The organism is Streptomyces sp. NPDC058678 (assembly GCF_042714835.1).
In the GTDB taxonomy this organism is placed as follows: domain Bacteria; phylum Actinomycetota; class Actinomycetes; order Streptomycetales; family Streptomycetaceae; genus Streptomyces.
Window position 1 is genome coordinate 56,065 of the sequence record NZ_JBHXSG010000015.1, and the last position, 26,852, is coordinate 82,916.

At 70.7% G+C, this 26,852-nt stretch carries 22 protein-coding genes and 1 pseudogene; 10 read left to right on the forward strand and 13 right to left on the reverse strand.

The features are described from left to right. Nucleotides 1-132: 132 nt before the first annotated feature. A complete protein-coding gene (locus ACFWWR_RS16300; RefSeq protein ID WP_383876328.1) occupies nt 133-1,119 on the reverse strand; it encodes an SDR family oxidoreductase in 987 nt (328 codons plus the stop codon). Nucleotides 1,120-1,187: 68 nt separating this feature from the next. Then, entirely contained in the window at nt 1,188-1,412 is a 225-nt protein-coding gene (locus ACFWWR_RS16305) for a hypothetical protein (protein WP_384303784.1), read from the reverse strand. A gap of 157 nt (nt 1,413-1,569) precedes the next feature. On the opposite strand from ACFWWR_RS16305, the gene ACFWWR_RS16310 reads away from it, so the two are divergent. Both ACFWWR_RS16310 and ACFWWR_RS16315 read left to right on the forward strand, forming a co-directional pair. Beyond that, the gene (locus ACFWWR_RS16310; protein WP_384303787.1) at nt 1,570-2,127 is read left to right on the forward strand and encodes a hypothetical protein; all 558 of its coding nucleotides are present in this window, start codon (nt 1,570-1,572) and stop codon (nt 2,125-2,127) included. After that, nucleotides 2,124-2,273: a hypothetical protein gene (locus ACFWWR_RS16315; protein ID WP_383876335.1), complete on the forward strand. Its 150-nt coding sequence runs from the start codon at nt 2,124-2,126 to the stop codon at nt 2,271-2,273. Before ACFWWR_RS16310 ends, ACFWWR_RS16315 begins: the two co-directional genes overlap by 4 nt. A 213-nt stretch (nt 2,274-2,486) precedes the next feature. Here the strand turns inward: ACFWWR_RS16315 and ACFWWR_RS16320 are convergent. The 11 genes and pseudogenes from ACFWWR_RS16320 to ACFWWR_RS16370 form a co-directional block, all read right to left on the reverse strand. Next, nucleotides 2,487-3,587: pseudogene (locus tag ACFWWR_RS16320) on the reverse strand (molybdopterin-dependent oxidoreductase); the annotation flags it as partial. Between the two features lie 169 nt (nt 3,588-3,756). After that, entirely contained in the window at nt 3,757-3,930 is a 174-nt protein-coding gene (locus ACFWWR_RS16325; RefSeq protein WP_383876342.1) for a hypothetical protein, read from the reverse strand. Nucleotides 3,931-3,997: 67 nt separating this feature from the next. After that, the gene (locus tag ACFWWR_RS16330) at nt 3,998-6,988 is read right to left on the reverse strand and encodes an esterase-like activity of phytase family protein (protein WP_384303790.1); all 2,991 of its coding nucleotides are present in this window, start codon (nt 6,986-6,988) and stop codon (nt 3,998-4,000) included. A gap of 117 nt (nt 6,989-7,105) precedes the next feature. Continuing rightward, nucleotides 7,106-8,041, reverse strand: a complete 936-nt coding sequence (locus ACFWWR_RS16335) for an ABC transporter permease (protein WP_383876348.1) — start codon at nt 8,039-8,041, stop codon at nt 7,106-7,108. Next, entirely contained in the window at nt 8,038-9,159 is a 1,122-nt protein-coding gene (locus ACFWWR_RS16340) for an ABC transporter permease (RefSeq protein WP_384303792.1), read from the reverse strand. Before ACFWWR_RS16340 ends, ACFWWR_RS16335 begins: the two co-directional genes overlap by 4 nt. Continuing rightward, a complete protein-coding gene (locus ACFWWR_RS16345) occupies nt 9,156-10,745 on the reverse strand; it encodes an ABC transporter ATP-binding protein (protein ID WP_384303795.1) in 1,590 nt (529 codons plus the stop codon). The genes ACFWWR_RS16340 and ACFWWR_RS16345 overlap by 4 nt, the downstream gene beginning before the upstream one ends. A gap of 13 nt (nt 10,746-10,758) precedes the next feature. After that, nucleotides 10,759-11,859, reverse strand: coding sequence for a BMP family protein (locus ACFWWR_RS16350; RefSeq protein ID WP_384303798.1), 1,101 nt, complete (start codon nt 11,857-11,859; stop codon nt 10,759-10,761). Between the two features lie 112 nt (nt 11,860-11,971). Next, entirely contained in the window at nt 11,972-12,724 is a 753-nt protein-coding gene (gene deoD / locus ACFWWR_RS16355) for a purine-nucleoside phosphorylase (RefSeq protein ID WP_383876358.1), read from the reverse strand. After that, nucleotides 12,721-13,470: a glutamine amidotransferase gene (locus ACFWWR_RS16360; RefSeq protein ID WP_384303801.1), complete on the reverse strand. Its 750-nt coding sequence runs from the start codon at nt 13,468-13,470 to the stop codon at nt 12,721-12,723. Before ACFWWR_RS16360 ends, deoD begins: the two co-directional genes overlap by 4 nt. A gap of 78 nt (nt 13,471-13,548) precedes the next feature. Then, the gene (locus tag ACFWWR_RS16365; protein ID WP_383876362.1) at nt 13,549-14,589 is read right to left on the reverse strand and encodes a LacI family DNA-binding transcriptional regulator; all 1,041 of its coding nucleotides are present in this window, start codon (nt 14,587-14,589) and stop codon (nt 13,549-13,551) included. After that, nucleotides 14,579-15,946, reverse strand: a complete 1,368-nt coding sequence (locus tag ACFWWR_RS16370) for an amidohydrolase (RefSeq protein WP_383876365.1) — start codon at nt 15,944-15,946, stop codon at nt 14,579-14,581. The genes ACFWWR_RS16365 and ACFWWR_RS16370 overlap by 11 nt, the downstream gene beginning before the upstream one ends. Before the next feature lie 287 nt (nt 15,947-16,233). Between ACFWWR_RS16370 and ACFWWR_RS16375 the strand changes: the two genes are divergently transcribed. From ACFWWR_RS16375 to ACFWWR_RS16410, 8 genes are all read left to right on the forward strand, one after another. After that, nucleotides 16,234-17,382, forward strand: coding sequence for a LacI family DNA-binding transcriptional regulator (locus tag ACFWWR_RS16375; RefSeq protein WP_383876366.1), 1,149 nt, complete (start codon nt 16,234-16,236; stop codon nt 17,380-17,382). Nucleotides 17,383-17,755: 373 nt separating this feature from the next. Next, nucleotides 17,756-19,141: an ABC transporter substrate-binding protein gene (locus ACFWWR_RS16380; RefSeq protein WP_384303804.1), complete on the forward strand. Its 1,386-nt coding sequence runs from the start codon at nt 17,756-17,758 to the stop codon at nt 19,139-19,141. A 1-nt stretch (nt 19,142) separates the two neighbouring features. After that, the gene (locus ACFWWR_RS16385; protein ID WP_383876372.1) at nt 19,143-20,039 is read left to right on the forward strand and encodes a carbohydrate ABC transporter permease; all 897 of its coding nucleotides are present in this window, start codon (nt 19,143-19,145) and stop codon (nt 20,037-20,039) included. Further along, the gene (locus tag ACFWWR_RS16390; protein WP_384303808.1) at nt 20,036-20,974 is read left to right on the forward strand and encodes a carbohydrate ABC transporter permease; all 939 of its coding nucleotides are present in this window, start codon (nt 20,036-20,038) and stop codon (nt 20,972-20,974) included. The genes ACFWWR_RS16385 and ACFWWR_RS16390 overlap by 4 nt, the downstream gene beginning before the upstream one ends. Before the next feature lie 46 nt (nt 20,975-21,020). Beyond that, a complete protein-coding gene (locus ACFWWR_RS16395) occupies nt 21,021-23,147 on the forward strand; it encodes a beta-galactosidase (protein ID WP_384303812.1) in 2,127 nt (708 codons plus the stop codon). Nucleotides 23,148-23,193: 46 nt separating this feature from the next. Next, nucleotides 23,194-24,996: an RICIN domain-containing protein gene (locus ACFWWR_RS16400; RefSeq protein WP_384303815.1), complete on the forward strand. Its 1,803-nt coding sequence runs from the start codon at nt 23,194-23,196 to the stop codon at nt 24,994-24,996. Nucleotides 24,997-25,119: 123 nt separating this feature from the next. After that, a complete protein-coding gene (locus ACFWWR_RS16405; RefSeq protein ID WP_384303818.1) occupies nt 25,120-25,575 on the forward strand; it encodes a DUF6153 family protein in 456 nt (151 codons plus the stop codon). Nucleotides 25,576-25,670: 95 nt separating this feature from the next. Continuing rightward, nucleotides 25,671-26,321 carry a DUF305 domain-containing protein gene (locus tag ACFWWR_RS16410; RefSeq protein ID WP_384303821.1) on the forward strand — a complete coding sequence of 217 codons (651 nt, stop codon included), beginning with the start codon at nt 25,671-25,673 and terminating at the stop codon, nt 26,319-26,321. The last annotated feature ends 531 nt before the right edge of the window (nt 26,322-26,852 follow it).

Sequence of the window (26,852 nt, forward strand, 5' to 3'; positions counted from 1 at the left end):
CCGCGTGGTGGGGTGGGCTGCGGGGGGTGGTGCCCCCCCCCCCCCGGGGGGGTGGCGCCGTCCCCGCGCCCCCCCCCCCCCGCGACCGGGTGCCGGTCAGCCCGAGGCGAACCGCTCACGGCCGGGTGCCGGTCAGCCCGAATGGCTCCGACTCACCCGGCGGCCGGCGGTCACGGCCGCTCCCGCCACCGCGGCGGCGACGGCCGTCCTGCGCATCGCGGTGCGCCGTCGCCCGCCCCAGCCGCCGTGCACGGCTCCCTCGCCGGGAGCCGGTACGTGCAGCGCTCCGTGCGTGGCCGGAGCTTCCTCGTCACGGGACAGATGGGTCTTGTCCGTCTGCCGCGCCATGGCCCGCTCAGCGCGTCCCGGTGCCATCCGGGACTGACGCACCAGAGCCCGGCCCGCGGGCCCGACCACCACTTCGCGGTGCGGGTGCCGGACAAGGTCCACGACGGCTCGGGCGACCCGTTCGGGGGTGTAGACCGGGGGCATGGCGACCACCTTGCGCCCGGTGAAGTTGGCGGCCTGCTCGAAGTGCGGGGTGTCGATGGTCGCGGGCATCACCGTGCACACGTGGATGCCCTTCACCCCCTCCACCAGCAGTTGCTGCCGAAGACTCGATCCGAGCCCCTGGACGGCGTGCTTCGACATGCTGTAGGGGTGGCTGTACGGCTGTGCGACGGCACCCACGATGGACGAGATGTTGATCAGCGTGCCCGTCCCCTGCTGCCGCATCACCCGCAGAGCCGCTCGGGCCCCGTGCACGTAGCCCATCACATTGACGTCCAGGACCTTGCGGAAGTCCTCCAGCGGCACGTCCTCGAAACGGCCGAAGGCGTTGACCGCCGCGTTGTTGACCCACACGTCGATCCGGCCGAACTCCTCCACGGCACGCCGTGCCAGGTCCTCGACGGCCTTGACGTCCGTCGTGTCGGTCGGCACGACCAGCGTCCGTGCCCCGCGATGCTTCGCGCACTCCTGGGCGGTCGCCTCCAGCGCCTCCTCGCGGCGCGCGGCCAGCACCACGGCGCATCCCCTGCGCGCGAACGCCTCGGCCGTGGCCTGTCCGATCCCGCCGGACGCTCCGGTCACCACCACCACGTGATTTCGCAACCGCATCCCGTACCTCCTCACATCTGCCCGAGCCGGACGCCTCGTGTCCGCCTCCGCAGCGGACCGGGTACCCGTCACCGCCGAGTCATCTCGGCTGTCAGCTGCCCGTTCCGTACTGCAGCACCAGGAGTGCCACGTCGTCGGTGCGCTGCTCGGTCGCACGCACCTGTGATCTGGTCGGCGACCAGGTCGATGACGTCCTGGACTCCGACGACTTCGGTCAGCCCGGCGGCCAGGTGGGTGAGCCGGTAGAGCGGGCCCGCGCGATAGGAGCGGGCCGTCTCCTCCTGGCTGCCCACCCACACCAGCAACCTCCGGCATCGCAGGGAACCTTCCCGGACCGCCGCGGGGTGCCCCACCGTCCGCTCGGGGCACGGCGTGTGCCCGGGTCCCTCGGGGTACTCGGCACCGCGTCGACGTCGCCGAGGCGCCGCCGATCACGAAGGGAGGGGCCTGATGGACGACCGCCCCAACCTGACCGACACGGACCTGCTCGGTATCTACCTCAACGATCACCTCGCCGGAGCCACCCTCGGCGTGGACCGGGCCCGACTGCTGGCCGACGCCGAGTCCGAGCGGGACCCCGAGCTCGCCCACGCGGTGCGGCCGATCCGCGACGAGATCGCCGAGGACCGGGCGGACCTGCTGAAGATCATGCGAGGGCTCGACGTCCCCGTACGCCGCTACAAGATCGTCGCGGGCCGACTGGCCGAGAGGGCGGGCCGGCTCAAGACCAACGGCCGGCTCGTCCGGCGTTCTCCGCTCACCCCGATGGTGGAGGTGGAGCTGCTGCGCCTGGGCGTGGAGGGGAAGGCCGCGGCCTGGCGGACGTTGCGCCGACTGGCCGACGCCGACGACCGCCTCGATCCCGTGCACCTCGACGACCTGCTCGAACGCGCCCGGCGCCAGCTGGACACGCTGGAACGGCTGCGCCTGCGACAGGTCACGACGACCTTCCGGCAGGCCGACGATCCGTCCGGCGTCCGCCCCGTCCCCCAGGGGGCACGCTCATGAACGACCACACCCCCTCCCAGGCCGAAGGCGAGCCCGACGAGACCGACACCCGGAGGACGGCCGACGGCCCGGCTCCGGACCACCCGACGCCGTCTCAGGCCGAGGGCGACCGCGATGACGCGGAAGACACCGGCGACGGATCCTGAATCCCACGCTCACGCACCGGCGAGCAGCTGCGGTGAAAGTTCCTTGATCATCGTGTTGGTCCAGCGCATCTGACGCAGCGTGCGGGGGTGGCAGGAGCCGGCCAGTCCGAGGAGCCGGTCGTCCGAGGTGGCCTGTGCGACCTGGGCGAGCATCTCCCAGTGCAGTGAGTTCCGCGTGGCGGCCAGGTGCAGTTCGCGCAGGTCGTACAGGAGGAGCAGGCCGGTCTCGGGGCGGCCCAGCATGCCCCGGACGAGGTGCAGGTTGTTGACCTGAACGGCGGCCGCGGTGGCCTGGTGGGACTGGTAGACGCCCTGAAGCACCGTGGACAGCAGCCGCTCGGCGCCGCCGATGATCTCGGCCGCGTGCTCGATCGACGCGGCGGGCACGTCGCAGATCCGGGCCGCCCAACGCGGGGTGCACTGCTCGACCTGGGCGGCCAGTTCCGCGAAGCCGACAGTGTGCGTGTCGAGGTGGTCGCGGTCGATCCGGTCGGTGCGGATGACCTCGTGCAGCAGCGCGTTGAGCAGGGCCACGTTCGTCCCGGCCCGCGGGGCCAGGTGGACGGCCGTCTTGCGGGCCACGGGCGTGTACCGCGGGTCCACGCAGACCAGGCGGGGCGGCTCGGTGCCCGCCAGCCGGTCCAGGACGCGGGTCCACAGCACCGTCTGGGTCTCGGCCATGTTGTGCCCGAACAGGGCGATCACGTCGGCGTGGTCGATGTCCTCGTAGGAGCCGGGCTGCCCGTCACAGCCGAACGTCTGTTTGAGCGCTTCGGCGGCGGTGGCCGTGCACAGGCGGGTGTTGCCGTCCAGGTGGTTGGTGCCGATGCCGGCCCGGGCGAGCACCGCGAGGGTGTAGTACTCCTCCAGGAACAGCTGCCCGGTGGTGTAGAAGCCGATCGAGCCCGGTCCGCGCCTTTCCAGCAGATCCTTCGAGCGGGCCACGATCCGGCCCATCGCGGTGTCCCAGTCGGAATCGACCAGCCGGCCGCCTTCACGCACCAGCGGCCGGGTCAGCCGGTCCGGTGAGGCGTTCGCCTGCCATCCGTAGAGGTCTTTCGGGCCGAGCCGGCCGCGGTTGACCCGGTCGCCGGCACGGCCGCGCACACCCACGATCCGCCCGTGCCGCACGGCGATGTCCATGGCGTCACCGTTGGAGTGCAGCAACGAGGCGGACGGCACCCACCGCTCCACCTCGTCCTCGGCGACGCCGGCCGCCAGATGGGCGTCGGTGCGTGTGGGCCACGGAGCGCCCGGGCCGTAGGGGGTGCGCGTGCCCCACGGGTTCTTTATGCGATCCGCCTCGTCCACCACGATCACACCTCCACCGGGCAAGCCGCTGGACCACTGAGAACCCCGCACTCATGATCCCGCACCACGCGCACCCGCGCCGTCGCGCGCCCGGCCCGGCCGGAAACGGCCGCTGCCGGGAACGGCGGAGGATCCGGCCCGCATGCCGGGCAGGATCTCCCCACGCCGGTGGCTACTTGCCGGGCGTCTCCCGCCACACCTGTGCCGCCATCAGTTCCGCTTCGGCCTGTGGCGTACCAGCCCTGACCAGGATGATTCCCCGGGACCCGTCCGGAAACGTCACCGCGCGCATCGCCGTACCCAGCGGGCCCGGCGTCGACTGCTCCGACATGACGACCCCAATCATTGGACGAACCGTCAGCGTAACGGAACCACCCGGCCGAGCCGCTGCACGTCTCCGGCCGGGGCCGTCGTCAGGGCAACTCGTTCACACGGTCGGTGCCGGGCGGGGCGACCGGGCTGTGGGCGGTGAGGTGGTCGGTGAGGGCCGCGATGTCGTCCCCGCCGCCGACGGTGTCGGTGCCCTCGGCGAAGGTGGTGAAGCCGTCGCCGCCCGCGGCGAGGAAGGTGTTCGCGGTCACCCGGTAGGTGGCGTCCGGCTTCAGTGGTTCGCCGTTGAGCGAGATCGACGCCGGGTCGATGCGGTCGCCGACCGGGGCGCCGCGTGAGAAGGAGTACTTCAGGCCTTTGGAGACGCCGAGCATGAGGGTGGGCGCCCGGGTGCCGGAGTCGTTGAACTGCTCCTCCAGGATCTTCTCGATCTGCGCGCCCGTCAGGTTCACGGAGACCAGGGACCCGGCGAAGGGCTGTACGGCGAAGGCCTCCGCGTAGGTGATCTCGCCGGGCGCCTCACCGCCCGTCGACGACGCGTGCACCAGGTCCGCCCGTACCCCGCCCGGGTTCATCAGAGCGATCTGGGCCCCGCCACGCTCCGGTGCCGAGGTGGCGGCGAGTTGGGCGTCGGCGACGAGGTTCGCCAGGTCGGACTCGGCGTCGCGGGTCTCGGAGCGGGTGATGTCGGCGGTGACGCTGCCGACGACCCGGTTGGCCAGCGGCGCCGACAGGGCCTTCCACTTGTCGATGACGGCACTCTGGTCGGCGTCCTTGGCGCCGGTGCGGGTGACGAGGTGGTTCATCGCGGCGACCTGGTCCCGTACGACGTCGCCGGTACGGCGGTCCACCGGCAGCCGGGTCTCGGTGACCACCCGGCCGAACGAGGAGGCCGAGGTGACCATGCGGGGATTGCCGGCCGGGTCGGGCAGGGAGCAGATGTAGGGCTGGTGGGTGTGGCCGGTCACCACGGTGTCGATCGCCGGGTCGAGGTTCTTGGCGATCTCCACGATCGGGCCGGAGATGCCGTCGCACTGACCGTACGATCCGGCCTGCACGCCGCCCTCGTGCAGCAGGACGACGATCGCCTCCACGCCCTGGCGGCGCAGTGCGCGTGCGGAGGCGTTGGCGGTCTCGGCCTCGTCGAGGAAGCGTACGGACCTGATGCCGGACTGGCCGGTGACCTCGGGCGTGCCCTCCAGGGTCATGCCGATGAAGCCGACCTTCACCCCGTCCGCCTTCTTCACCCAGGTGGGCGCCAGGAGGGGCTTGCCGGAGGCGCGGTCGATGACGTTGGCGGCCAGCCAGGGGAACTGGGCGCCGTCGTACGGCTCGTTCTTGATGAAACAGCCGTCCTCGGGGTGGCAGCCTCCGTTCTGCATGCGCAGCAGTTCCTCGGTGCCCTCGTCGAACTCGTGGTTGCCGACGCTGGTGACGTCCAGGTGCAGCTTCTCCATGGATTCGACGGTGGGTTCGTCGTGGAAGAGGCCGGACAGGAAGGGGCTGGCGCCGATGATGTCGCCCGCGGCGACGGTCAGCGAGGTGTCGGTGCCCTGCCGGAGCTGGCCCAGCCGGGCCGCGAGGTACTCCGCCCCGCCGACGGGCGTGGACTTGGGGTCGAGCTTGGAGCCGAGGTTGGCGTCGCGTCCGGTGGGCGGCTCCAGGTTGCCGTGGAAATCGTTGAAGGACAGCAGTTGGACGTCGACGGTGGACGGCGGCTTCTGCGTCGTGGGGAAGGCGCGGGTGTACGAGAGCCACAGCCGGACGTCGGCGGCGTCCGTACGGCCGTTGCCGTCGAGGTCTCCGGCCGCGCCGGCGGTCGGGACGGCCGCCAGATCCTTGGCGTTGACGTCGCCGTCACCGTTGACGTCCGGGGTGCGGGTGGCGAGGAGATCCGGCCGGACGGACAGCAGGTGGAACTTGGTGACGCTGCCGTTGAAGCCGAAGTTGTCGTCGGCGACGAGGACGAGCGAGCGGGAGCCGTCGGGCAGCTTCGGCCCCCAGGTGATGCCCTCGACGTTGTCGGCGTCGGTGCCGGAGGTCGTGAAGTCGTACAGCAGCTTCTTCGGCATGGGCTTCTCGGTGCCGGACAGGGCTTCCTTGCCGCCCACGTCCGTCGCGCCGATGGTGCTGGTCCAGTAGAGGCGGATGGAGAAGCCGACACCGGAGGCGAAGGACCGCTCGACGGTGAGGTAGTCGGTGTCGTTGATCGCGAGGATCTCGGAGACTCCCCGGTCCGCCGAGTACGTGCCGACCGGGGCCGGCAGGGGCGCGGTGGGCGCGTCGGAGATCGGGTCGACCTCGTAGACGTGCTCGGCCTCCGGCTTCCCCGTCCGACGGTCCATCTGCAGCAGCCGGGACGGGCTCCTGACCGTCAGCCCGGCCGCGGGGCCGTCCTGCACGAGGGCGTTCTCAGTGATGGTGACCACCTTGCGCCCGTCCGGGGAGAGGGTGAGCCCTTCCAGCGCCTGGTTGTTGCGCACCCCGGCGGTGAGGGTGCCCGAGGCCGAGCGGACGGGGGCGTACGCCTGGGGCAGTGGCAGTTCGCGGACGTACCCGCCGGAGGTGGCCGCCTCGCGGACGAAGGCGGGCTGCCCGGCGGAAGAAGCGCCCTCGCTGGTCCACAGCAGGCTCTTGCCGCCCGGCGTCCAGCGGATCGCCTCGGGGTCGACCGCCTTGGGGGCGAAGGGTTCTCCGGTGGTGTCAACGAGCACGGTGAGGCCGTCGAGGGCGGGCTTGTCACCGGCGAAGGCCGCCCCGTCGAGCGGCAGTCGGAGGGTGTAGAAGCGGGCCTTGCCGTTCTCCGAGCGGTCGTCGCTGACGGCGACGTACTCGCCGGACCGCGGGTCGTAGTCGATCCCGGACAAGCCGCCGAACGGCATGCCGAACTCCGTCGTCCCGGCGGGCACCGTGAGGGTGTCGAGGAGCCGGACGTCCTGCGTCTTCCTGGAGGCATCCGCCTCCGGTTCCGCCGCGAAGCCGTTCGTGAGGGCCAGGCTGCCGAGGAGGCCGGCCGCGGCGAGGGAGGCGAGGAGGGCGCGTCTGCGGCGGCGCGAGGGGGGTCTGTGTCGCATGGGTGATTCCTTCCAAAGGGGGGCATCACGTGGGCGTGCGGGCATGGCTCGCCGACCCGCACGCTCGGCAAGGTGCGGACGGGTGGGAAAGCCCGGTGAGAGGGGGGTGACGAGGCGTCAGAGTGATGCGGCGGCCGGCACGGCACGGCCCCGGCGTTTGCGGCGCCACGCGTACAGGGCGAGGGCGACCAGCGTCATCGCGTACGGGATCGTCGACACCAGCTGCGGCGGTACGTCGAGCGAACCGAGCTGCACGGCCAGGGCCTCCGCCGCTCCGAAGCCGAGCGCGGCGAGGAAGACACCCCAGGGCCGCAGGCCGCCGAGGAACACGGCCGCGAGGGCGATGAAGCCGCGGCCGGCCGTCATGTCCCGTACGAAGAAGGAGACATAGCCCATGCTGAGGAAGACCCCGGCGAGTCCGGCGAGGGCCCCGCTGAGGGCGAGTCCGGTGTACTGGACGCGCCGGACGGCGATGCCGACCGAGGCCGCCGCGTCCGGCATCTCGCCGACCGCCCGCAGGTGGAAGCCGAAGCGGGTGCGGTAGAACAGCCAGGCGACGAACGGCGCGGCCAGGAAGGCCAGCCAGGTGATCAGGTTCTGGCCGCTCAGCACATCGCCGAGCACGGGCACGTTCTCGACGCCCGGCAGGGTGACCGTCGGCAGGCTGCCGCTCTTCAGGCCGGAGGTGCCGCCCTTGTCGTCGAGGAGGCTGTAGACGGCGTAGGCGGTGCCGCCGGAGGCGAGGAGGTTGAGGCCGATGCCCGCGATGATCGCGTCGGCGCCCAGTTCCAGGCGGAGGGCGGCGAGCAGTACGCCCAGGAGTGTCGCCACCGCGACTCCGCACAGCGCGCCCACGGCGACGGAGCCGCTGTATCCGGCGACGAGCGCACCGGTGCAGGCCGCGCTCAGCATCTGGCCTTCCAGGGCGATGTTGCTGATGCCGGCGCGTTCGGCGACCAGTCCGCCGAACGCGGCGAGCAGGTACGGCGTGGCGATCCGCAGCGCGGCCGCCAGGAAGGCGCTGCTGAGGACGACGTCGAGCACGGAACTCATCGGACGCCCACCTGCCTCCGCGCGATCCGCCGCTTGAGCAGGTTGGGCAGCGCCTGGGCGGTGACCAGCAGCACGATGACCGCCTGGATGACCACCACGATCTCGGTGCCGACGTCGGTCTGCTGTTCCATGATGTCGCCCCCGGCGCGCAGGTAGGAGTAGAAGAGTCCGGCGATCACGACGACCAGTGGGTTGTTCCTGGCGAGCAGGGCGACCACGATCCCTTCGAAGGCGAGGCTTCCGGCGAGCCCGGGTTCCAGTCGTCCGTAGACGCCCTGGACGAGATGGGCTCCGGCGAGGCCGGCGACGGCGCCGCCGATGACGAAGCTCCACTCGATGACGCGGGGCACGCGGATGCCGCCGTACGCCGCGAAGGCGGGGTTGGCGCCGGTCATCCGGATGCGGTACCCGAGCGGGGTGCGGGTGATGAGCAGCCACAGGGCGACGGCGGTCAGCAGCATCACTCCGAAGCCGATGTTGGCCCGGCCCAGTGGGACGCCGAACCAGTCGCTCAGCGGGGTGAACGCGGAGTCCTGCTGGATGGACTTCGAGTGCACGGCGCTGCTGCCGGACTCCTTCAGCGGGCCGTTGACCAGGTAGTCGTAGACGCGGACGGCGATGGCGTTGAGCATCAGCGTCGCCACGATCTCGTTGGCGCCGAGCCGTGCCTTCATCGCACCCGGCACCAGGCCCATTCCGGCGCCCGCGGCGGCGGCCGCGGCCATCGGCACGATCACGGCGACGACAGGCGGCAGCGGCAGGAAGATCGCTACGGTCGCGGCCGCCAGCGCACCGGCGTACACCTGGCTCTCGGCGCCGAGACTGATCTGCCGGGCGCGGAAGGGGATCGCGACCGACAGCCCGAGCAGGGTGAGCGTGGTGGCGTCCTCCAGCCAGCGGCCGACGCGGAAGGAGCGTTCGAGCGGGCCGGTGAGCATCACCTCGTAGGCCCGTACCGGGTCGTTGCCGGTGGCGAGCATGACGAGGAAGCCGATGGCCAGGGCGGCCAGGATGGTGGCCAGGGCCATGCTGAGGTCGACGGCGAAGTCGCGGCGCCGGGTGGCCCGGTACTGGCGGCGGTCCTCGGTCTCGATCGCCGTCATCGGGGTGGCGGTCACGGGGCCTCCTCCCCCATGTTGTCCAGACCGGCCGTGAGCCGGCCGCGGTCGTGCTCCTCGACGCCGAGCATGTGGAGCCCGACCCGCTTCTCGGTGAGGCCGGTCGTGTCGTCGAACCGGGCGACCAGGCGGCCGTCCTTGAGGACGAGCAACCGGTCGGAGAGGGCGAGGAGTTCGGTGAGGTCGGCGGAGATCAGCAGGACGGCGGCGCCCGTGTCGCGCGCGTCGACGAGACGCTCGTACATGAACCGCATCGCGCCGATGTCGACTCCACGGGTGACCTGGGAGGCGATCAACAGGCGTGGTCCGGCGGAGAGTTCGCGGGCGACGATCACCTTCTGCATGTTGCCGCCGGACAGCGCCCGCACCGGGACCGACGGGTCGGGGGTGCGGATCGCGTACTGCTCGATCAGCTGCTCGGCGTGGGCGCGTACGGCACCCGGGTGCAGAACTCCTCGGCGGGCGAGGGGCGGTCGGTCGTGGCGGTCGACGACGAGGTTGTCGGCGATGGACGCGTCGAGGGCGGCACCGTTGTGCAGCCGGTCCTCCGGTACGTAGCCGATGCCAGCCCTGCGATGGCCTGCCACGTCGAGACCGGCCGTGTCGGTGCCGTCGATGTGGACCGTGCCCGCGGTGGGGCGGCGCAACCCGGCGAGGATCTCGGCGAGTTCGCTCTGGCCGTTGCCCTCGATGCCGGCCACGCCGACGATCTCCCCGGCGGCGACGTCGAAGTCGAGGCCGTGCAGGGACTGGCCGGTCACGGCCTCGTAGCCGAGGCTCCGTACCCGCAGGGTGGTGTCCGTGGGACGGGCAGGGGTGCGGTTCACGTCCAGGGACATGTCGCGGCCGACCATCATGGAGGCGAGCGAGCGCTCGGTGGCGTCGGCGGTGGCGACCGTGCCCACCAGGGAGCCGGCGCGCATCACGCTCACCTGGTCGCTGATCTCCCGTACCTCGCGCAGCTTGTGCGAGATGAACAGCACGGTCATCCCGCCGTCGCGCAGCCTGCGTACGGCGGCGAACAGGTCCTCCGTCTCCTGCGGGGTGAGCACGGCGGTCGGCTCGTCGAGGATCAGTACGCGGGCCTGCCGGTGGAGTGCCTTGAGGATCTCGGTGCGCTGACGCATGCCGACCGACACCTCGTCGACACGGGCCCTGGGGTCGACGACGAGTCCGGACTCCTCGGCGAGCCGGGCGGTCGTCTCCACGGCCGCCTTCGGGTCGACCAGACCGCGACGGCCCGGCTCCACACCGAGGACGACGTTCTGGGCGACGGTGAAGGACGGCACCAGCATGAGGTTCTGGTGCACCATGCCCACGCCCAGCGCGATCGCCGAGGCCGGGCCCCGCAGCAGCCGGGGCCGTCCGCCGACCAGGATCTCGCCCGCACTGGGCTGTTCCAGGCCGTAGAACAGCTTCATCAGCGTGGACTTGCCCGCGCCGTTCTCCCCGACGACGGCCCGGATCTCGCCCGGCGGGACCTCCAGGTCCACGGCGCGGACCGCGCGCACCCCGTTGGCGTAGGTCTTGGTGACCTGGCGGGCGGCGACGGCCGGTCCGTCCTTGCCCCATGGCTCGTTCATCATCAAGGCCGTTCGACTAGAGGGCGCTGGGCACCGTGACGGAGCCGGACTTGACCTTGTCGGCGGCTTCCTGGACCTCGGTGCGGATCTTCTCCGGCACCAACTCCTTGAAGTGGGCGTCGTTCACATAACCGACGGCGTCCTCGGCGAGGCCGACGGTGGAGACGGCGCCGTACTTCAGGGAGTCCTTCTGGTCCTCCTGCGCGGCCTTGTACAGGGCGTTGCCGACGTTCTTGAGGATGGAGGTGACGACGGTGTTCTTCTGCGCCTGGTCGGCGAGGGTCTGGTACTGGTCGGAGTCGACGCCGAACGCGTACCGCTTGGCGCTGACGGCCGACTCGAAGGTGCCGAGCCCGGAGAGCCCGGCGACCGGCCACACCAGCGCGGCGCCCTGGCCGTACATGGCGGTGCTGATCTCCTTGCCCTTGGCCGGGTCGCCGAACGGCTTGTCGCCGCCCACGTATTGGACGAGGACGTCGGAGTTCTTTCCGCCGGCGGCCTGGAAGCCCGCCTTGAAACCGACGACGAAGTCCTCGATCAACGGGATCTTCACGCCGCCCATGACGCCGGCCTTCTTCTGCGATTCGGTTCCCTTGAGGGCTTTCGCGGCCACCAGCTTCTCGGCCAGGAATCCCGCGAGATAAGCGCCCTCGTTCTGCTTGAACGTGACGGAGTAGACGTTCTCGCACTTGTTGGAACAGGCGCCGTTCTTGCCGCTGTAGTCGACCGGTGCGTCGAAGACCCAGAACTTCTTGTCCGGGAATTCCGGGGCGAGTTTGCCGATGTAGTCGGTGACGTCGAAGGTGCCGGCGGCCAGGATGTCGTAGTCGTCGGCCGAGGCGGCGTCCTCGAAGCCGGGCTCCCACTTGGTGCGGTCGGAGCCGAGCTCCACGACCTTGAGCTGGTAGCCGAGGTCCTTCGAGGCCCGCTGCAGGCCCGCGTAGGCGGAGTCGAAGAACGACTTGTCGCCCAGCCCGCCATTGATCACCAATTTGATGCGCGGCTTGCCGGACGAGGCCGCTCCGGAATCATCTCCGTCGCCCGATCCTCCGCAGGCGCTCAGTGCGAGCATCCCGGTCACCGTCACCACGATGGCGGCGCTTCTTCCGTATCTCATCATCGATCTCCTGATCATTTCGTTGCTGAGTGGGCGGCTGCGTCGACAGTAGAAAGTGCAAAACGTTTTGGCTACGCTGCCCGGTTTCTGTTTCATTTCCGGTGTGGGAATTTCAGTCATCGGTGAGCAGCGCGGTCGCGGCGATGCGCAGCGTCCGGTCGAAGTCCGTCTCGCGTTCCTCGGCCGTGAGGGCCTCACCGGTGCGGAGATGGTCGGACACGGTCAGCACGGCGAGGGCCTCGCCGCCCTCCGCGCAGGCCACGGCGTACAGTCCCGCCGCCTCCATCTCGACCGCGAGCGTGGCCCGGCGCTCCAGGGCGTCGAAGAGGGCGGGGCGGTCGAGGTAGAAGTGGTCGCTGCTGAAGACCGGTCCGATGTGCACGGCCTCGGCCCCGGAGAGCTCCCGCCCGGCGGCGTCCGCGGCGGCGCGCAGCAGTCGGTAGGAGGGGGCGAGGGAGAGGGTCAGGCCGTCGACCAGAACGCGGCTGAGGCTGGAGTCGGTGTGCGCGGCGGAAGCGATCACCACGTCCCGCAGGGACACCGAGGCGGGGATGGCGCCGGCTGTTCCGACCCGGACGATCCTGCGCACGCCGTAGTGCCGGAACAGCTCCGTCGCGTAGATCGTCACGGACGGGATGCCCATGCCGGAGGCGAGCACCGACATCGGTACGCCCTGGTGGCTGCCGGTGTAGCCGAGGATGCCGCGTACGTCGGTGACCTGCCGCGCGTCCTGAAGGAAGGTCTCGGCGATGCGCCGGGCGCGGCGCGGATCCCCCGGCATGAGCACCAGCGGCGCGAAGTCACCCGGCCGAGCCGCGATATGGGGTGTTCCGGTGACGGACGTACTCGCCTGTCCGGGAGTCACAGTTCCGCCCCGGCGAGCCAGCGCACCAGCCGGTCCCACAGCTCGGCGTATCCGTCCCAGGCCAGGAACGGCGGCGGTGCCCAGTGCGGTGCCACGTCGGAGGTGAACGCCGCTGACCTGCCCGCGCCGTGGTCGGCGACGACGAGCAGGGGGTGCCCGGCGCACTCGGCCAGCAGCGACGCCTCCGGCCGTACGGTGACCTCGTTGAGGCCGAGCAGCGCGGGCCAGGACCGCTCCAGCCCTCGTACGACCGCGTGCTCGCCCACCACCTCGGGGACGGCACCGGCCGGAAGCTCGACCCGGTCGTCGCGGTCCAGGATCGTCACCGGCAGGGCGGCGGCGAGCGGGGAGCGTCCCCAGCGCGCGCGGGCGTCGATGCCGCTGAAGGTCAGATAGCCGCCGATCATCAGCACTCCGCCGCCCCGTTCCACGAAGCCGCGCACCAGCTCGGAGCGGTCGGGCGCGGGGACGGAGTCGTTGAACGTCTCGGGCGGGAGCTGGAAGCTGTTGGCGCCCACGTCGCTGATGACGACGACGTCGTACGCGTCGAAGCCGTCGGCGGTGGCCGGGACCCGGGTCGGGATCTCGTGCGAGGGCACGTAGGTGACGTCGTGGCCGCGCGAGCGGAGCGCGTCGAGGAAGGCGCCTCCGCCCTCGGTGTACTCGGAGGTGTGGAAGGCGTCGAAGCCTTTCTGGTGGACCGTGTAGGTGAACCAGGACTCGCCGACAACGAGCACTCTGGGCATGGCGAACCGCCTTTCGGGGCAGGGGGCATCGGCACGGGAACTCCGTGCGGAGCGACGGCAGTTGAAGTCGGGTGAGGATCAGCGGGCGGCGGGTGCCGTGCTGCCGCGGACCTTGAGTTCGACGGGAAGGGTGTGCCGGGAGGCGGGCGGGACCTCGCCCCGGGTGACGTACTGGAGGAGTTGCGCGGTGGCGGTGCGGCCCACGTCGTAGGCCGGCTGATGGACGGTGGTCAGGGGCGGATGCGCCAGCGAGGCCGCCCGGATGTCGTCGAAGCCGACCACCGAGACGTCCTCCGGCACCGACAGTCCCGCCTCCCTCAGCGCCAGGAGGGCACCGAAGGCCATCAGGTCGTTGGCGGCGAAGACGGCCGTGCAGTCCTCGGGAAGCCCGCCCTCCTGGAGGAGCTTGGCGACGAGGCCGTATCCGGAGGTCTCCTTGAAGTCGCCGACGCGTTCGACGACCTCGCCCCGGAAGGCCCGTACGAAACCGTTCGCGCGGGCGTTGCTGCTCTTCAGGGCGCGCGGGCCGGTCAGCATCAGGGCCCGGCGGTGGCCGAGCGACCGCAGGTGCTCCCCCACCAGCCGCCCGCCCGCCTCGTGGTCGGCGGTGGCGATGAGGGCGCCTTCGAGGCCCTCGACCTCCTCGTCGGCGAGGGCGATGGGGAACTTGCCCATGAGGGCCTCCAGTCGCCGCCGGGACGGCGCGGACCCCGAGGCGTACACCATGCCGTCGATGAACCGGCTGCGGATCATGCCGAGGTAGCGGTCCTCGCGGTCGGCGTCGAACTCCGTGTTGCACAGGATCAGGCCGTAGCCGAGGTCGTGGGCGGCGTCCTCGGCGCCCTTGGCGAGTTCGGCGAAGAAGGTGTTGCTGATGTCGGGGATCAGCAGACCGATCACCGAGGTGGAACCGGCCTGGAGGCTGCGGGCCAGGGACGCCGGGACGTAGCCGAGCCGGTTGACGACGCTGCGGACGCGGGCGGCGGTGTGCTCGTTGACCGGCCGGTTGCCGCTGAGGACGTGGGAGACGGTGGTGGCGCTGACGCCTGCCGCGGCGGCCACGTCCTTGATGGAGGCGGGGCGCCGGACCGCCGCCCGCTGGTACGGCTCAGGGGTCATAGTGCTGCACCGCCCTCCCGTGGGAGGTGTCGAGGATCCGCGCCACCCGGGCGTCGGCCTCGGCCAGCAGCGCCGGCTCGTCCACGGTGAGCAGCCGGCCGTCGCGCATCAGGATCCGGCCGTCCACGACGACCGTCCGTACGTCGCTGGCGCGGGCGCTGTAGACCAGCGCTGCGCGCGGATCGTGCAGCGGACGGCAGTGCAGCCCCGACAGGTCGGTCAGGGCGATGTCCGCGCGCATGCCCGGCTCCAGCGCCCCGATCTCGTTCTGCAGGCCGAGGGCTCGGGCCCCTCCGCGCGTGGCCATGCGCAGGGTGTCGGAGACGGTCATCCAGGTGGCGTCCCGCACCGCCTGCTTCTGGGTGAGGGCGACCAGCCGCAGCGCTTCCCACACGTCGAGCGTGTTGTGACCGGCGGCGCCGTCCGTGCCGACGGCGACCGTGACTCCGGCGGCGAGCAGGTCGCGTACCGGGGTGAGCGGGGACAGGGCGTGCTTGAGGTACACCTTCGGGCAGCAGGCCACGGCGGTCGTGCCGGCGTACTCGGCCAGCAGCGGCACGTCGTCCTCGACGATCCCGCAGCCGTGCGCGATCAGGGCGCCGGCCTCCAGTACGCCGGTCTCGTGCAGCACCCGGATCGGGGTGATGCCGCGCCGCTCCAGGCTGGACCGCGTCTGCTCCAGGTGCTCGGCGGCGTGGATGTGCATCCGCAGGCCGAGCCGCCGGGCGTGCCCGGCGAGGGTCCGCAGGTCGCCGTCGTCGACCGTGTACGGGGCGTGCGGCCCGAGCGAGACGGTGACCCGGCCGTCGGCACGGCCGTGCCAGGCCTCCGCGAACCTCACCGTCGCCTCCAGGGCTGCCTCGCCCCGGCTGCTGAAGTACGTCGGCGCGATGTCGGCCCGCAGGCCGGTCTCGGCGACCGCCTCGGCGATCTGCTCGGGGAAGAAGTAGTGGTCGGCGAAGGCGGTGACGCCGGAGCGGATCATCTCGGCGCAGGCGAGCCTGGCCCCGGCCCGTACGTCGGCGGGGGTGAGGTTGGACTCCATCGGCCAGACGCGGTCGTTGAACCAGCCCTCGACCGTCACGTCCTCGGCCGCGCCGCGCATCAGCACCATGGGGCTGTGCGTGTGCGCGTTGACCAGGCCGGGAACGGCCAGCAGGCCGCGCCCGTCGATCACGTCGGCCGCGGCGCCCGGACCGGAGGGGCCGCCGGTCGGTCGTACGTCCTCGATGATTCCGTCCGCCACAACGATGTCGTGCGCCCGCAGAACCTCGCACTCGCCCTGCGGCGGGACGCGCAGCACATCGCAGCCGCTCACCAGGAGGCGGTCGGTCGGCGGAGGCGTTCTGTGGCTCATGGCGCACAAGCTAGATATCCAAAACGTTTTGCACAACCATGGGCGGGGGCTGCTCCCGGGTGGTCCCAGGAAGACATCGACTCGGCGCGCAATCCGCCGCCCCGCTCCCCTCGCCCCTCACTCCCACGCCGTCCGGCCGCGTGGCGCCCACCGCCGTGTTACGGATGCGTTCCCAACTCTTGACGACAGCCTTATGACTGCGTAGACATGACCGCGCAGACATGACTGCGCAGTCAGTCAGGCGTCTGACATCATTCGGGTTCGAGCTGCGGTCACCGGGAGACACCATGACGCGGGGAGCAGGGCGGGGCGGCAGTGCCGCCGCGCCGACGCCACGGAGCGTGGACGTGGCGCGTCTGGCCGGGGTCTCGCAGAAAACCGTGTCGAGGGTCTTCAACGACGAGCCGTACGTCTCGGCCGAGGTGCGCCGGCGCGTGATCGAAGCCGCCGAACAGCTCGGCTACCGGCGCAACAACGCCGCCCGGGCGCTGGCTTCCGGGCGGACCCGCTCGATCGGCGTGATCACGCTGGGCACGGCCCTGTACGGGCCCGCCTCGCTGCTCATGGGTGTCGAGCGAAGTGTCCGGGACACCGGCTACGCGCTCCGCGTGGTCAACACCATGGAAGGTGATCCGGCGGGCATCGCCGGCGCCGTGGACTCGCTCCTCGACCAGGGCGTGGACGGCATCGTCATCTCCGAACCCATAGACGAAGGCGGAGCGGACAAGGACGTCTCCCTGCGCGCGGACGTACCGGTCCTCGTCCTCGGTGCGCCACCGACAGGCACCGCGACGACCGTGCTCACGGCGGGGGACGGTGCCGACCTGATGGCCCGTACGGCCACCGAGCACCTGCTGGACCTCGGCCATGCGACGGTCCATCACCTGGCCGGCCCGCAGCGGTGGTTCGCCGCCCGGGACCGCCTGGAGGGATGGCGAGCCACGCTGACCGCACACGGCAGGGACGTGCCTCCGGTCGTCGAGGGCGACTGGTCGGCCGCGTCCGGGTACCGGGCGGGACGCGAACTGGCCGAGGACGGTGACGTCACCGCGGTGTTCGCCGCCAACGACGACATGGCCATCGGCCTGATCCGTGCGCTGACGGAGGCGGGGCGACGAGTGCCCGAGGACGTCAGCGTCGTCGGCTTCGACGACATCCCGGTCGCCGCCTACGTGACTCCACCCCTCACCACGGTGCGGCAGCCGTTCGACGCCGTGGCGCAGGAAGGACTCAAGCGTCTGGTGCACTCCATCGAGAACCCGGACGCCGACCCCCTGCCGTCCAGCGACCCACCGGTCGACCTCATCATCCGCACCTCGACCGCGCCGCCCCCCAGCCGGACGACACCGGCGCGCGGACGGCGTACGGCCTCCCGTTCGGGCGGGGGTACGCCCGGTCCGCCGCTCCCGAACGGAGGCCCGACCACCCGCGACTGAGACCCCTCAGCCCAGCCGGCACCCACCGGGCCTGGGCATGTGATCCCGAGAAGAGCCGCACCACCGGTCACGCCCGCGTCCCTCCGGACAACCTTCAGGCACGGGCGCCGCAGAGCCGGCCCGGAACCCAGCGGGCCATGAGCCAGGTGTCCGCACCTGCCTCCGCTCCACCCCGTCCCTCCCCTTCGGCCTCGACCTCGCCCTCCGCAACTGCCGGAACGCAGGCCGGTCCCGGCCACGACGACGTACCTGCGACCGCATCGGCGCTCCAGCCCCGGTCGTCACGTCCGCGCCTTTGTCCACCACGCCTCCGCACGCCCTCGCCAGGCGTGTGTCACCTTCGCCACGGCGGGAGTCCACCATGCCCTCATTCATGTCCACATCCACGTCCAGCCCTTCCCCGATGAGCCGTCGGCTCTTCCTCACCGCGACGGGCGCCGTGTCGCTCGGCGCCGCGCTCACCGCTTGCGGCGGCGGTGACTCCGGTGGTTCCACCGCCTCCGCCAAGCCGGTCGGCCAGGCCGACATCGACAAGGCGATGAAGACACCGACCGAGCTGACGTTCTGGACCTGGGTCCCGAACATCGCGCAGGAGGTCGCCCTCTTCGAGAAGAAGTACCCGGCCGTCAAGATAAAGATCGTCAACGCCGGCCAGGGCACCCCGCAGTACACCAAGCTGCGCACTGCGCTGAAGGCTGGCAGTGGCGCCCCTGACATGGTGCAGGTCGAGTACCAGGCCATCCCGACCTTCACGATCACCGACAGCCTGCTGGACCTGCGCCCGTACGGCGCCTCCGCGCTCAAGGAGCAGTTCGTCGACTGGACCTGGAGCCAGGTCAGCGGCAGCGACGGCGAGGTCTGGGCGATCCCGCAGGACACCGGCCCGATGGGCATGCTGTACCGGCAGGACATCTTCGACAAGCACGGCATCGAAGTGCCCGGGACCTGGGACGAGTTCGCCGCAGCGGCGCGCAAGCTCCACAAGGCCGACCCCGACGTGTACCTCACCAACCTCGCGGCGAACCAGCCCGCCGCCTGGCACGGCCTGCAGTGGCAGGCGGGCGCCAAGCCCTATGTGACCTCCGGCGACAGCGACATCAGCATCAGCGTCGACGACGCCGTCTCCAGGAAGCTCGGCGAGTACTGGGGCGGGCTCGCGAAGGAGGGGGTCATCGGCGTCGAGCCGGACTTCACCGACGCCTGGTACGCCGCGCTCAACAAGGGCAAGTACGCCACCTGGCTCACCGCGGCCTGGGGGCCGGTCTTCCTGTCCGGTTCGGCCAAGGCCACCGCGGGCAAGTGGCGGGCGGCCCCGCTCCCGCAGTGGGACGCGGCCAAGCCGAGTTCGGGCAACTGGGGCGGCTCGACGACCGCCGTCATCCGCTCGACCAAGAACCCGATCGCGGCGGCGATGTTCGCGCAGTTCCTCAACACCGACCCGGCCAGCGCGCGGATGTTCGCCACCGAGCAGTTCTTCTTCCCGGCGACCAAGGCCCTGCTGACGGACGCCGAGTTCGTGGGCCAGGAGTCGTCGTTCTACGGCGGCCAGAAGGTCAACGAGCTGTTCGCCGACATCAGTTCCACGGTCAACTCCTCCTTCCAGTGGCCGCCGTTCCTCGACCAGGCGGCGACGGACTGGACCGAGACGGTCGGCAAGTCACTCGCCGACAAGACCGACACCGTCCGCGCGCTCGGCACGTGGCAGTCGCGGCTGACCACGTACGCCAAGGGCCAGGGCTTCACCGTCAAGGGGGGCTGAGATGGCCGTCGCCACCCCGACCTCCGCCAAGGGGAAGCGCCGTGCGGCGGGGCCGCTGTTCGTCGCACCCTTCATGGTGCTGTTCCTCCTGCTCTTCCTCGCCCCGCTCGGCTACGCCGCGTACCTCAGCCTGTTCCAGGAACGCCTCATCGGCGGAACGGCGTTCGTCGGGCTGGACAACTACGTCAAGGCCGTCAAGGACCCGCTGCTCATCCACGGCGTAGGACGGGTCGCGCTGTTCTTCGTGATCCAGGTCCCGGTGATGCTGCTGCTGGCGCTGCTGTTCGCCCTCGCGCTCGACAGCGGTCTGCTGCGGCTCGCCCGGGTGATCCGGCTGGGCATCTTCGTGCCGTACGCCGTCCCGAGCGTGGTCGCCGCGCTCATGTGGGGCTATCTGTACGGCCCGGACTTCGGCCCGTTCGCCCAGCTGAGCCGGAATCTGGACCTGCCCATCCCCGACTTCCTCAGCGAGGGCTGGATGCTCGGCAGCCTGGCGAACATCGTGACCTGGGAGTTCGTCGGCTACAACATGATCATCCTGTACGCCGCCCTGCGCACGATCCCCCAGGAACTGTACGAGGCGGCCGCGATGGACGGGGCCGGCGCCTGGCGGATCGCCTATTCCGTCAAACTCCCGGCGCTCAAACCGGCGTTGCTGCTCACCCTGCTGTTCTCCGTCATCGGCAGTTTCCAGCTGTTCAACGAACCGAACCTGCTGATGAAGGTCGCCCCGGACGTCATCAGCAGTTCCTACACCGCCAACCTCTACGCCTACTCCCTCGCCTTCACCGGCCAGCAGGTCAACTACGCGGCCACGGTGTCCTTCCTCCTCGGCCTCGTCATCGTGATCGCCTCCTACGCCATCCTGCTCACCGCGAACCGCAGGAGGACCCCGTGACCACCACCGCCGTGCCCCCGGCGACCGCGAGCAGTTCGTCGAAGAGCCGCAAGCCCGCGACCCGCGTCCGGCGCGCGCCCTCCTACGGGCGCCGCAGCACCCCGCTGACCATCGCCATGCTGGCCGCCCTGGCCTACTTCCTCCTCCCGTTGTTCTGGCTGCTGATCGCCTCGACCAAGAGCACCCAGGACCTGTTCAACAGCTTCGGCCTGTGGTTCTCCGACGCCCCGCAGTTGCTGGCGAACATCAGGTCGACCTTCACCCAGGACGACGGGGTCTTCGTGCGCTGGCTGCTCAACACGGTGATGTACGCCGTCGTGAGCTCCCTCGGTGCCGCCCTGCTCGCGGCCGCGGCCGGATACGGCTTCGCCAAGTTCCGCTTCCGCGGCGACCGGGCCGGCTTCAACCTCGTCCTCGGCGCCGTCATGGTCCCGACCACCGCCCTGGCGATCCCGACCTACCTGCTCTTCGCCGAGGCGGGCCTGGTCAACACCCCCTGGGCGATCATCCTGCCGTCCCTGGTCAACCCGTTCGGCCTCTACCTCATGCGCGTCTACGCGCAGGACGCCGTACCCGACAGCATCTTGGAAGCCGCCCGCATCGACGGCGCCGGGGAAGCCCGGATCTTCTTCACGATCGCCCTGCGCCTGCTCGCACCGGGCCTGGTGACGGTCCTGCTGTTCACGCTCGTGGCGACCTGGAACAACTACTTCCTGCCGCTGATCATGCTCAACGACCCGGACCTGTACCCGATCACGGTCGGCCTCTCCTCCTGGGCCGCCCAGGCCCAGAACGGCGGGGCGGGCTCCAGCAGCGACATGCTCTCGCTCGTCGTGACCGGCTCCCTGATCTCGATCCTGCCCCTCGTCGCGGCCTTCCTCCTGCTCCAGCGGTACTGGCAGAGCGGCCTGGCCGCCGGCGGCGTCAAGCAGTAGGGCACGCAGCCCTCGTTGTCACTCCCCCTTCCCGGAGGTTTCCTTCATGGCGGCCCTGCCTGCCCGCGTCCTCTTCGGCGCCGCGTACTACCACGAGTACCAGCCTTACGAACGCCCCGACGAACGCCTCAAGACCGACCTCGACCTGATGGCCGACGCCCATCTGTCCGTCATCCGGGTCGGCGAGTCGGTCTGGTCGACCTGGGAACCTACGAGCGGGCGCTTCGACCTCGACTGGCTCCAGCCCGTCCTCGACGGCGCCCACGAACGCGGCATCTCCGTCGTCCTCGGCACCCCGACCTACGCCGTACCGCCGTGGCTGGCCCGCCAGTACCCGGAGATCACGGGCGAGCGGCGCACCGGCGAGCGCATCGGCTGGGGCGCCCGCCAGGAGGTCGACTTCACGCACCCCGCCTTCCGCTTCCACGCCGAGCGCGTGATCCGCAAGGTCATCGCCCGCTACGCCGACCACCCGGCGGTCATCGGCTTCCAGGTCGACAACGAACCGGGATTGCAGCTCTTCCACAACCACGGCGTCTTCCAGCGCTTCGTCGACCACCTGCGCGACACGTACGGCGACGTCGAGACCCTCAACCGCGAGTGGGGCCTCGTCTACTGGTCGCACCGCCTCTCCACCTGGGCCGACCTGTGGACCCCTGACGGCAACGCCCAACCCCAGTACGACGTCGCCTGGCGGGCGTTCCAGGCCCGCCAGGTCACCGAGTTCATCGGCTGGCAGGCCGACATCGTGCGCGAGTACGCCGACCCCGAGCAGTTCGTCACCACGTGCATCTCCTACAAGCGGCCCGCGGTGGAGGACGACGAGCTGACCGACCGCCTCGACATCGCCACGGGCAACGCCTACTACGACATGCAGGACGGCCTCGCGCTCCCCGACCCGACGCCCGACGACCACGAGCAGGGCTGGAAGACCACCGGCGTGTGGTCGCTGTACCAGACCGCGGACTGGATGTTCTCCTCCCGCCAGGAGCCGTTCCTCGTCACCGAGACCAACGCCGGCTCCATCGGCATGCCGTGGGACAACCGGCCCGCTTTCGACGGGCAGTGGCGGCAGGCCGCCTGGGCGCTCGTCGCGCGCGGGGCGCGGATGATCGAGTACTGGCACTGGCACACGCTGCACTTCGGCGCGGAGACCTACTGGGGCGGCATCCTGCCGCACACCGGACAGCCCGGCCGCACCTATGCCGAACTCGCCCGTCTGGGCACGGAGTTCGACGCCGCGGGCCCGCTCGTCGCCGGGCTGGACCCGGACGCCGACATCACGATGGTCTACTCGACGCCGAGCAAGTGGCTCATGCAGAAGTACCCGCCGCTGGCCAAGCCGGACGGCGAGCCGGACCCGGAGTCCTACCACCGCATCTTCGACCCCTTCTACCGCGGCGCCTTCGACGCCGGCCGCCAGGTCCGCATCGTCCACGCCCGCCAGTTGCACGACCCGACCGGGGAACGGGAGGGCCTGACGCCCGAGGAGGCCGTCAGCCGCCACCCCGTCCTGATCGTCCCGGCGTTGTACCTCGCCGCCGACACGACCCTCGACTGGCTGTCCGCCTACGCCCGGGCCGGCGGCCACCTGGTCCTCGGCCCGCGCACCGGCTACGCCGACCACGAGGCCCGCGCCCGGCACGAACCGGCTCCCGGCCGCCTCACCGACGCCGCGGGCGTCAGCTACGACGAGTTCAGCAACCTCGTGCGGGAGGTCCCCGTGCGGAACGCGGCCGACGGACCGCTCGACCTGCCCGCGGGCGCGACGGCGACGCGCTGGGCGGACGGCCTGACCGTCACGGACGCCGACGTACTCGTCACGTACGACCACCCGCACTTCGGCCGCTGGCCCGCGGTCACCACCCGCGGCCACGGCGAGGGCCGCGTCACCTGCGTCGGCACCGTCCCCGGACGCGACCTCGCCCGGGCCCTGGCCGCGTGGATGGCACCCGCCTCCCGCAGCGCGTGGCGGGACCTCCCGGCATCCGTCACGGCCACGACCGGCACGTCCCCCGACGGTCGCCGCGTCCACATCGTCCACAACTGGAGCTGGGAGCCGGTCAGCGTCCCCGCCCCGGTGGACCTCTCCGACGCCCTGAACGGCACCTCCGTCCCCGCCGGCACGGCGTTGGACCTCGGCGCCTGGGACGTACGCGTACTCGTCTCCTGAACCCACGTCTGCGGGCATCACCGTGGTCATCCCCCGAGGAGGGGCTATGCAGAGAAGAAGACTTGGCCGAGCACTGGGAACCGTCGTCGCGACATCGGCGATGCTGGCGATCCCCATGGCCGCGCAGGCGTACGACCCGACGGGCGGGATCCTCTACCAGCTCGGAAACGAGCCGTGTCTGAAGGGGCGGGCCAACTGCGCGGTCTACCCGAAGTCGGCGCAGCTGCCGAGCGGACGGCTGGTCGCGTCGTTCGAGAAGTCCACGGTGGTGCCGGAGACGGGAAGCGCCGACAAACAGACGCTCCCCGTCTACAAGAGCGACGACCACGGAACGACATGGCAGGCCCTGTCGCAGGTCAAGGCTCCGGCCTACCTCTCCAGCGACCCCAAGTACGCGAAGTACACGAGCAACTGGACGAACCCGTACCTCTACACGCTTCCGCAGGACATCGGGAACCTGAAGCAGGGCACGCTGCTCCTCGCGAGCGTCGTCTCGGGCGACGACTACTACTACCGCGAGCACAAGGCAGCCGACCCCAACTGGACGCCGTCCAACGACGGGGACCGCAAGGACCTGGCGATCGCCCTGTACTCCAGCACCGACGAAGGCGTGACGTGGAACGTCGTCAACGTCGTCGCGACCGGCGGCTGGCAGGGCGGCAGCGCGGGTGCGGTCGGGCAGAACATAGCCGCTGCGAACACGAACAAGCAGGTGGATCCCCTCTGGGAGCCGTACCTGATGGTCTACAAGGGCAAGCTGGTCTGCTACTACTCGGACGAGAACGACTACATCGGCTTCGATCCGAACACCGGAGTCCCGACGCCGGACCCCGCGAACGACACCGCCCCCGACTCACACGGCCAGATCCTCGTCCACAAGACCTGGGACGGCCGCAGCGCCCAGTGGAGCTCCCCCGTCGTCGACCTCGCGGGGCTGACCCAGAGCATGGGAGGCGGCAAGACGGAGATCGGCGGCGGTCGGCCGGGCATGACGAACGTCGTACGGACGACGGACGGCAAGTGGATGCTCCCGTTCGAGTACTGGGCCGGCGGAGCCAACACCAGGTACGTGATCGCGGACAACCCGTTGGAGTTCTACCGGGGCTCAGCCACCGGCACGGACGTCGCTTCTCTGCCGGTCGACGCCGGCTCCCGTCCGCTCACGAGAGGCGGCAGTCCGGTCATCATCAGGCTCCCCGGTGGGCGGCTGGTGTACAACGCGGCCGGCAGCGGCAACGTCTGGGTCAACGAGAGCGGACGCAGCGACGGCGCGTGGAAGGAGTACCAGACGACCTCGCCGGCCGGCTACAGCCGCAACCTGCAGTACGTCGAGGGCACCGGCCGCATCGCGATACTCAACAACCAGGGCACCTCGACGCTCGCTTACGCCGAGGTCGACCTCGGCCACTCGGACGGCGCCTACTACCAGCTGGTCAACCGCAAGACCGACCAGGTGATCGGCACCGGGAACAAGACCAACGACGCGAACATCGGCAACGCCGACGTACCCGACGTCGTCCTGGAGGAGTCAGGCTCGGCGGCCGACGCCGACACCCAGTTCTGGCACCTGGTGACCGAGCCGAAGGGCGGAACGACCCTGCTGAACAAGTCGGGTGGCCGCGCGGCAGCCATCTGGACGGGGAACGCCACGGTCGGCCAGAGGATCGGCCAGTGGGTCGACAACAGCTCCACCGGCAGCTGGAACCTCGTCAAAACCGCTGACGGGTTCTACAGGTTGCAGGCAGTCAAGAACACGAACCTGTACCTGACCGGTGCGTCCGATGGCGCGCCGCTGACCTTGCAGAACGCGGTCGCGGACAGCTCGCAGGACTGGGAGCTCGTCCAGTAGCGGGCCGGGGCGGGCGCCGTACGGCGCCCGCCCCGTCGTGTGGAGCACCCTCCCACAGCGCGAGCGGCATCCCTTGGGTACTGTCGGTGGAGCAGATCAAGAACGGCCAGTGACGGAGTCCGTGTGAAGGTCAGCCGGTACGTACGCACAGGAGGCGCCCTCGGGCACCTCCTGCTCGTCGTCGTGCTCGCCCTCGGCATCTTCGCGATGCACAGCATGGGACACCCCGGCGAGTCGGCCCACTCCACCATGAGCGGCACGTCCCACTCGACAGCGATGGATGCGGCCGCTTCGGGCCACGGCCTGCTGAGCGCCCCCACCGACCGGGGCGCGGGCGGTCACGCCGCGAATACGGCGGACCCGTCGTCCTCGCACGAACCCGCCATGGCCATGGACATGGGCTCACTGTGCGTGGCGGTCCTGTTCGGCGCGTGGGCGCTCATCGCGCTCCTCAGGTCGGCGTTCGCCCGTCACCAGGGCCGGTCGGTGGAGCATCTCTCCCAGATCACCGCGATGCTGCGGCCCAACCCCCCGCCACGCGGACCCGATCTCACCCGTTTGTCAGTTCTGCGGCTGTAGGCCGAACCGCTCTCGCGGGCGCGCACCAGGTGCGAGCCCGCGACTTCGCGTACGCCGAATCAGCCGAAGAACCGACCACACGAGGTGAATCGACCATGACTGCCTTCACGCATGCCCCGCGCCGCAAGTTGGTCCGCCGCGCCGCCGCCGTAGGCGTCGTCGCAGCCGGCGCGCTGTTCCTCTCCGCCTGCAGCGACGACGGCGGCGACATGAACGGCATGGACCACGGCAGCGGCAACAGCTCGGCGTCCGCGTCGGCGACAACCGAGGCCGGCTCCGCGAGCTTCAACGCCGCGGACGTCACCTTCGCGCAGATGATGATCCCGCACCACGAGCAGGCCCTGGAGATGGCCGGGCTCGCCGACGGCCGAGTCTTGGGCGCGGAGCTCAAGGACGTCGCAGCGAAGATCGAGAAGGCTCAGGACCCGGAGATCAAGACGATGACGGGCTGGCTGGAGTCGTGGAACAAGCCGACCTCCGCGGGGTCCGTGCCGGAAATGGACCACGGCAGCGGCGACGGCATGATGTCCGACGCGGACATGGGGCACCTCAAGTCCATGAAGGGCGCCGAGTTCGACAAGATGTTCGCCGAGATGATGATCGAGCACCATGACGGTGCGATCAGCATGGCCGAGGACGAGCAGAAGAACGGCAAGAACGCCGACGCCGTGAAGATGGCGGGCGACATCGTCAAGGGCCAGTCCGCCGAGGTCAAGCAGCTGCAGGGCATTCTCGACCGGCTCTGAGCACGGCCGCGCGAGCCGAGCTCCCGGCTCGCGCCGCCACCCCGGTCGTGCGGGGGGGCGAGGGGGGGGGCCCCCCGCCCCCTCCGCGCGCCCCCCCGGACGACGGCTTGTCCCCCACTTCACGCCCGGCCGCGGTCAGCCCGCAAACCCCGACCCCGACCCCGACCTCGCCACCACGGCCGGCGGTTCAGCGGCCTTTCGAGCTCGGCCGTGACGCATGGCGACCCCGCCCAGGAGCGCGACCTTCAGCACGACGACCGCGAGAAGGCCGCCGACTGCCCAGCCCGGTCCACCGCCAGTTGGTCCTCGGCGCGGTCGTCGTCACCGCCATGGCGATCGCGCTGGGCACGCCTTCGCGCTCGGTGCCGTCGCGGCGGCGAGCGGCGGACGAGCGGCGCCCGCACGTGCACCGAATCAGCCACCGAGCCGGCGTCACACCCTTGAGGAAATACCCCCGGGGGGTATATGGTTGGTGACCGTGAAGCTCGGACAACAGGACCGCACCGGACAGGAATGAGGATGAAGGTCATG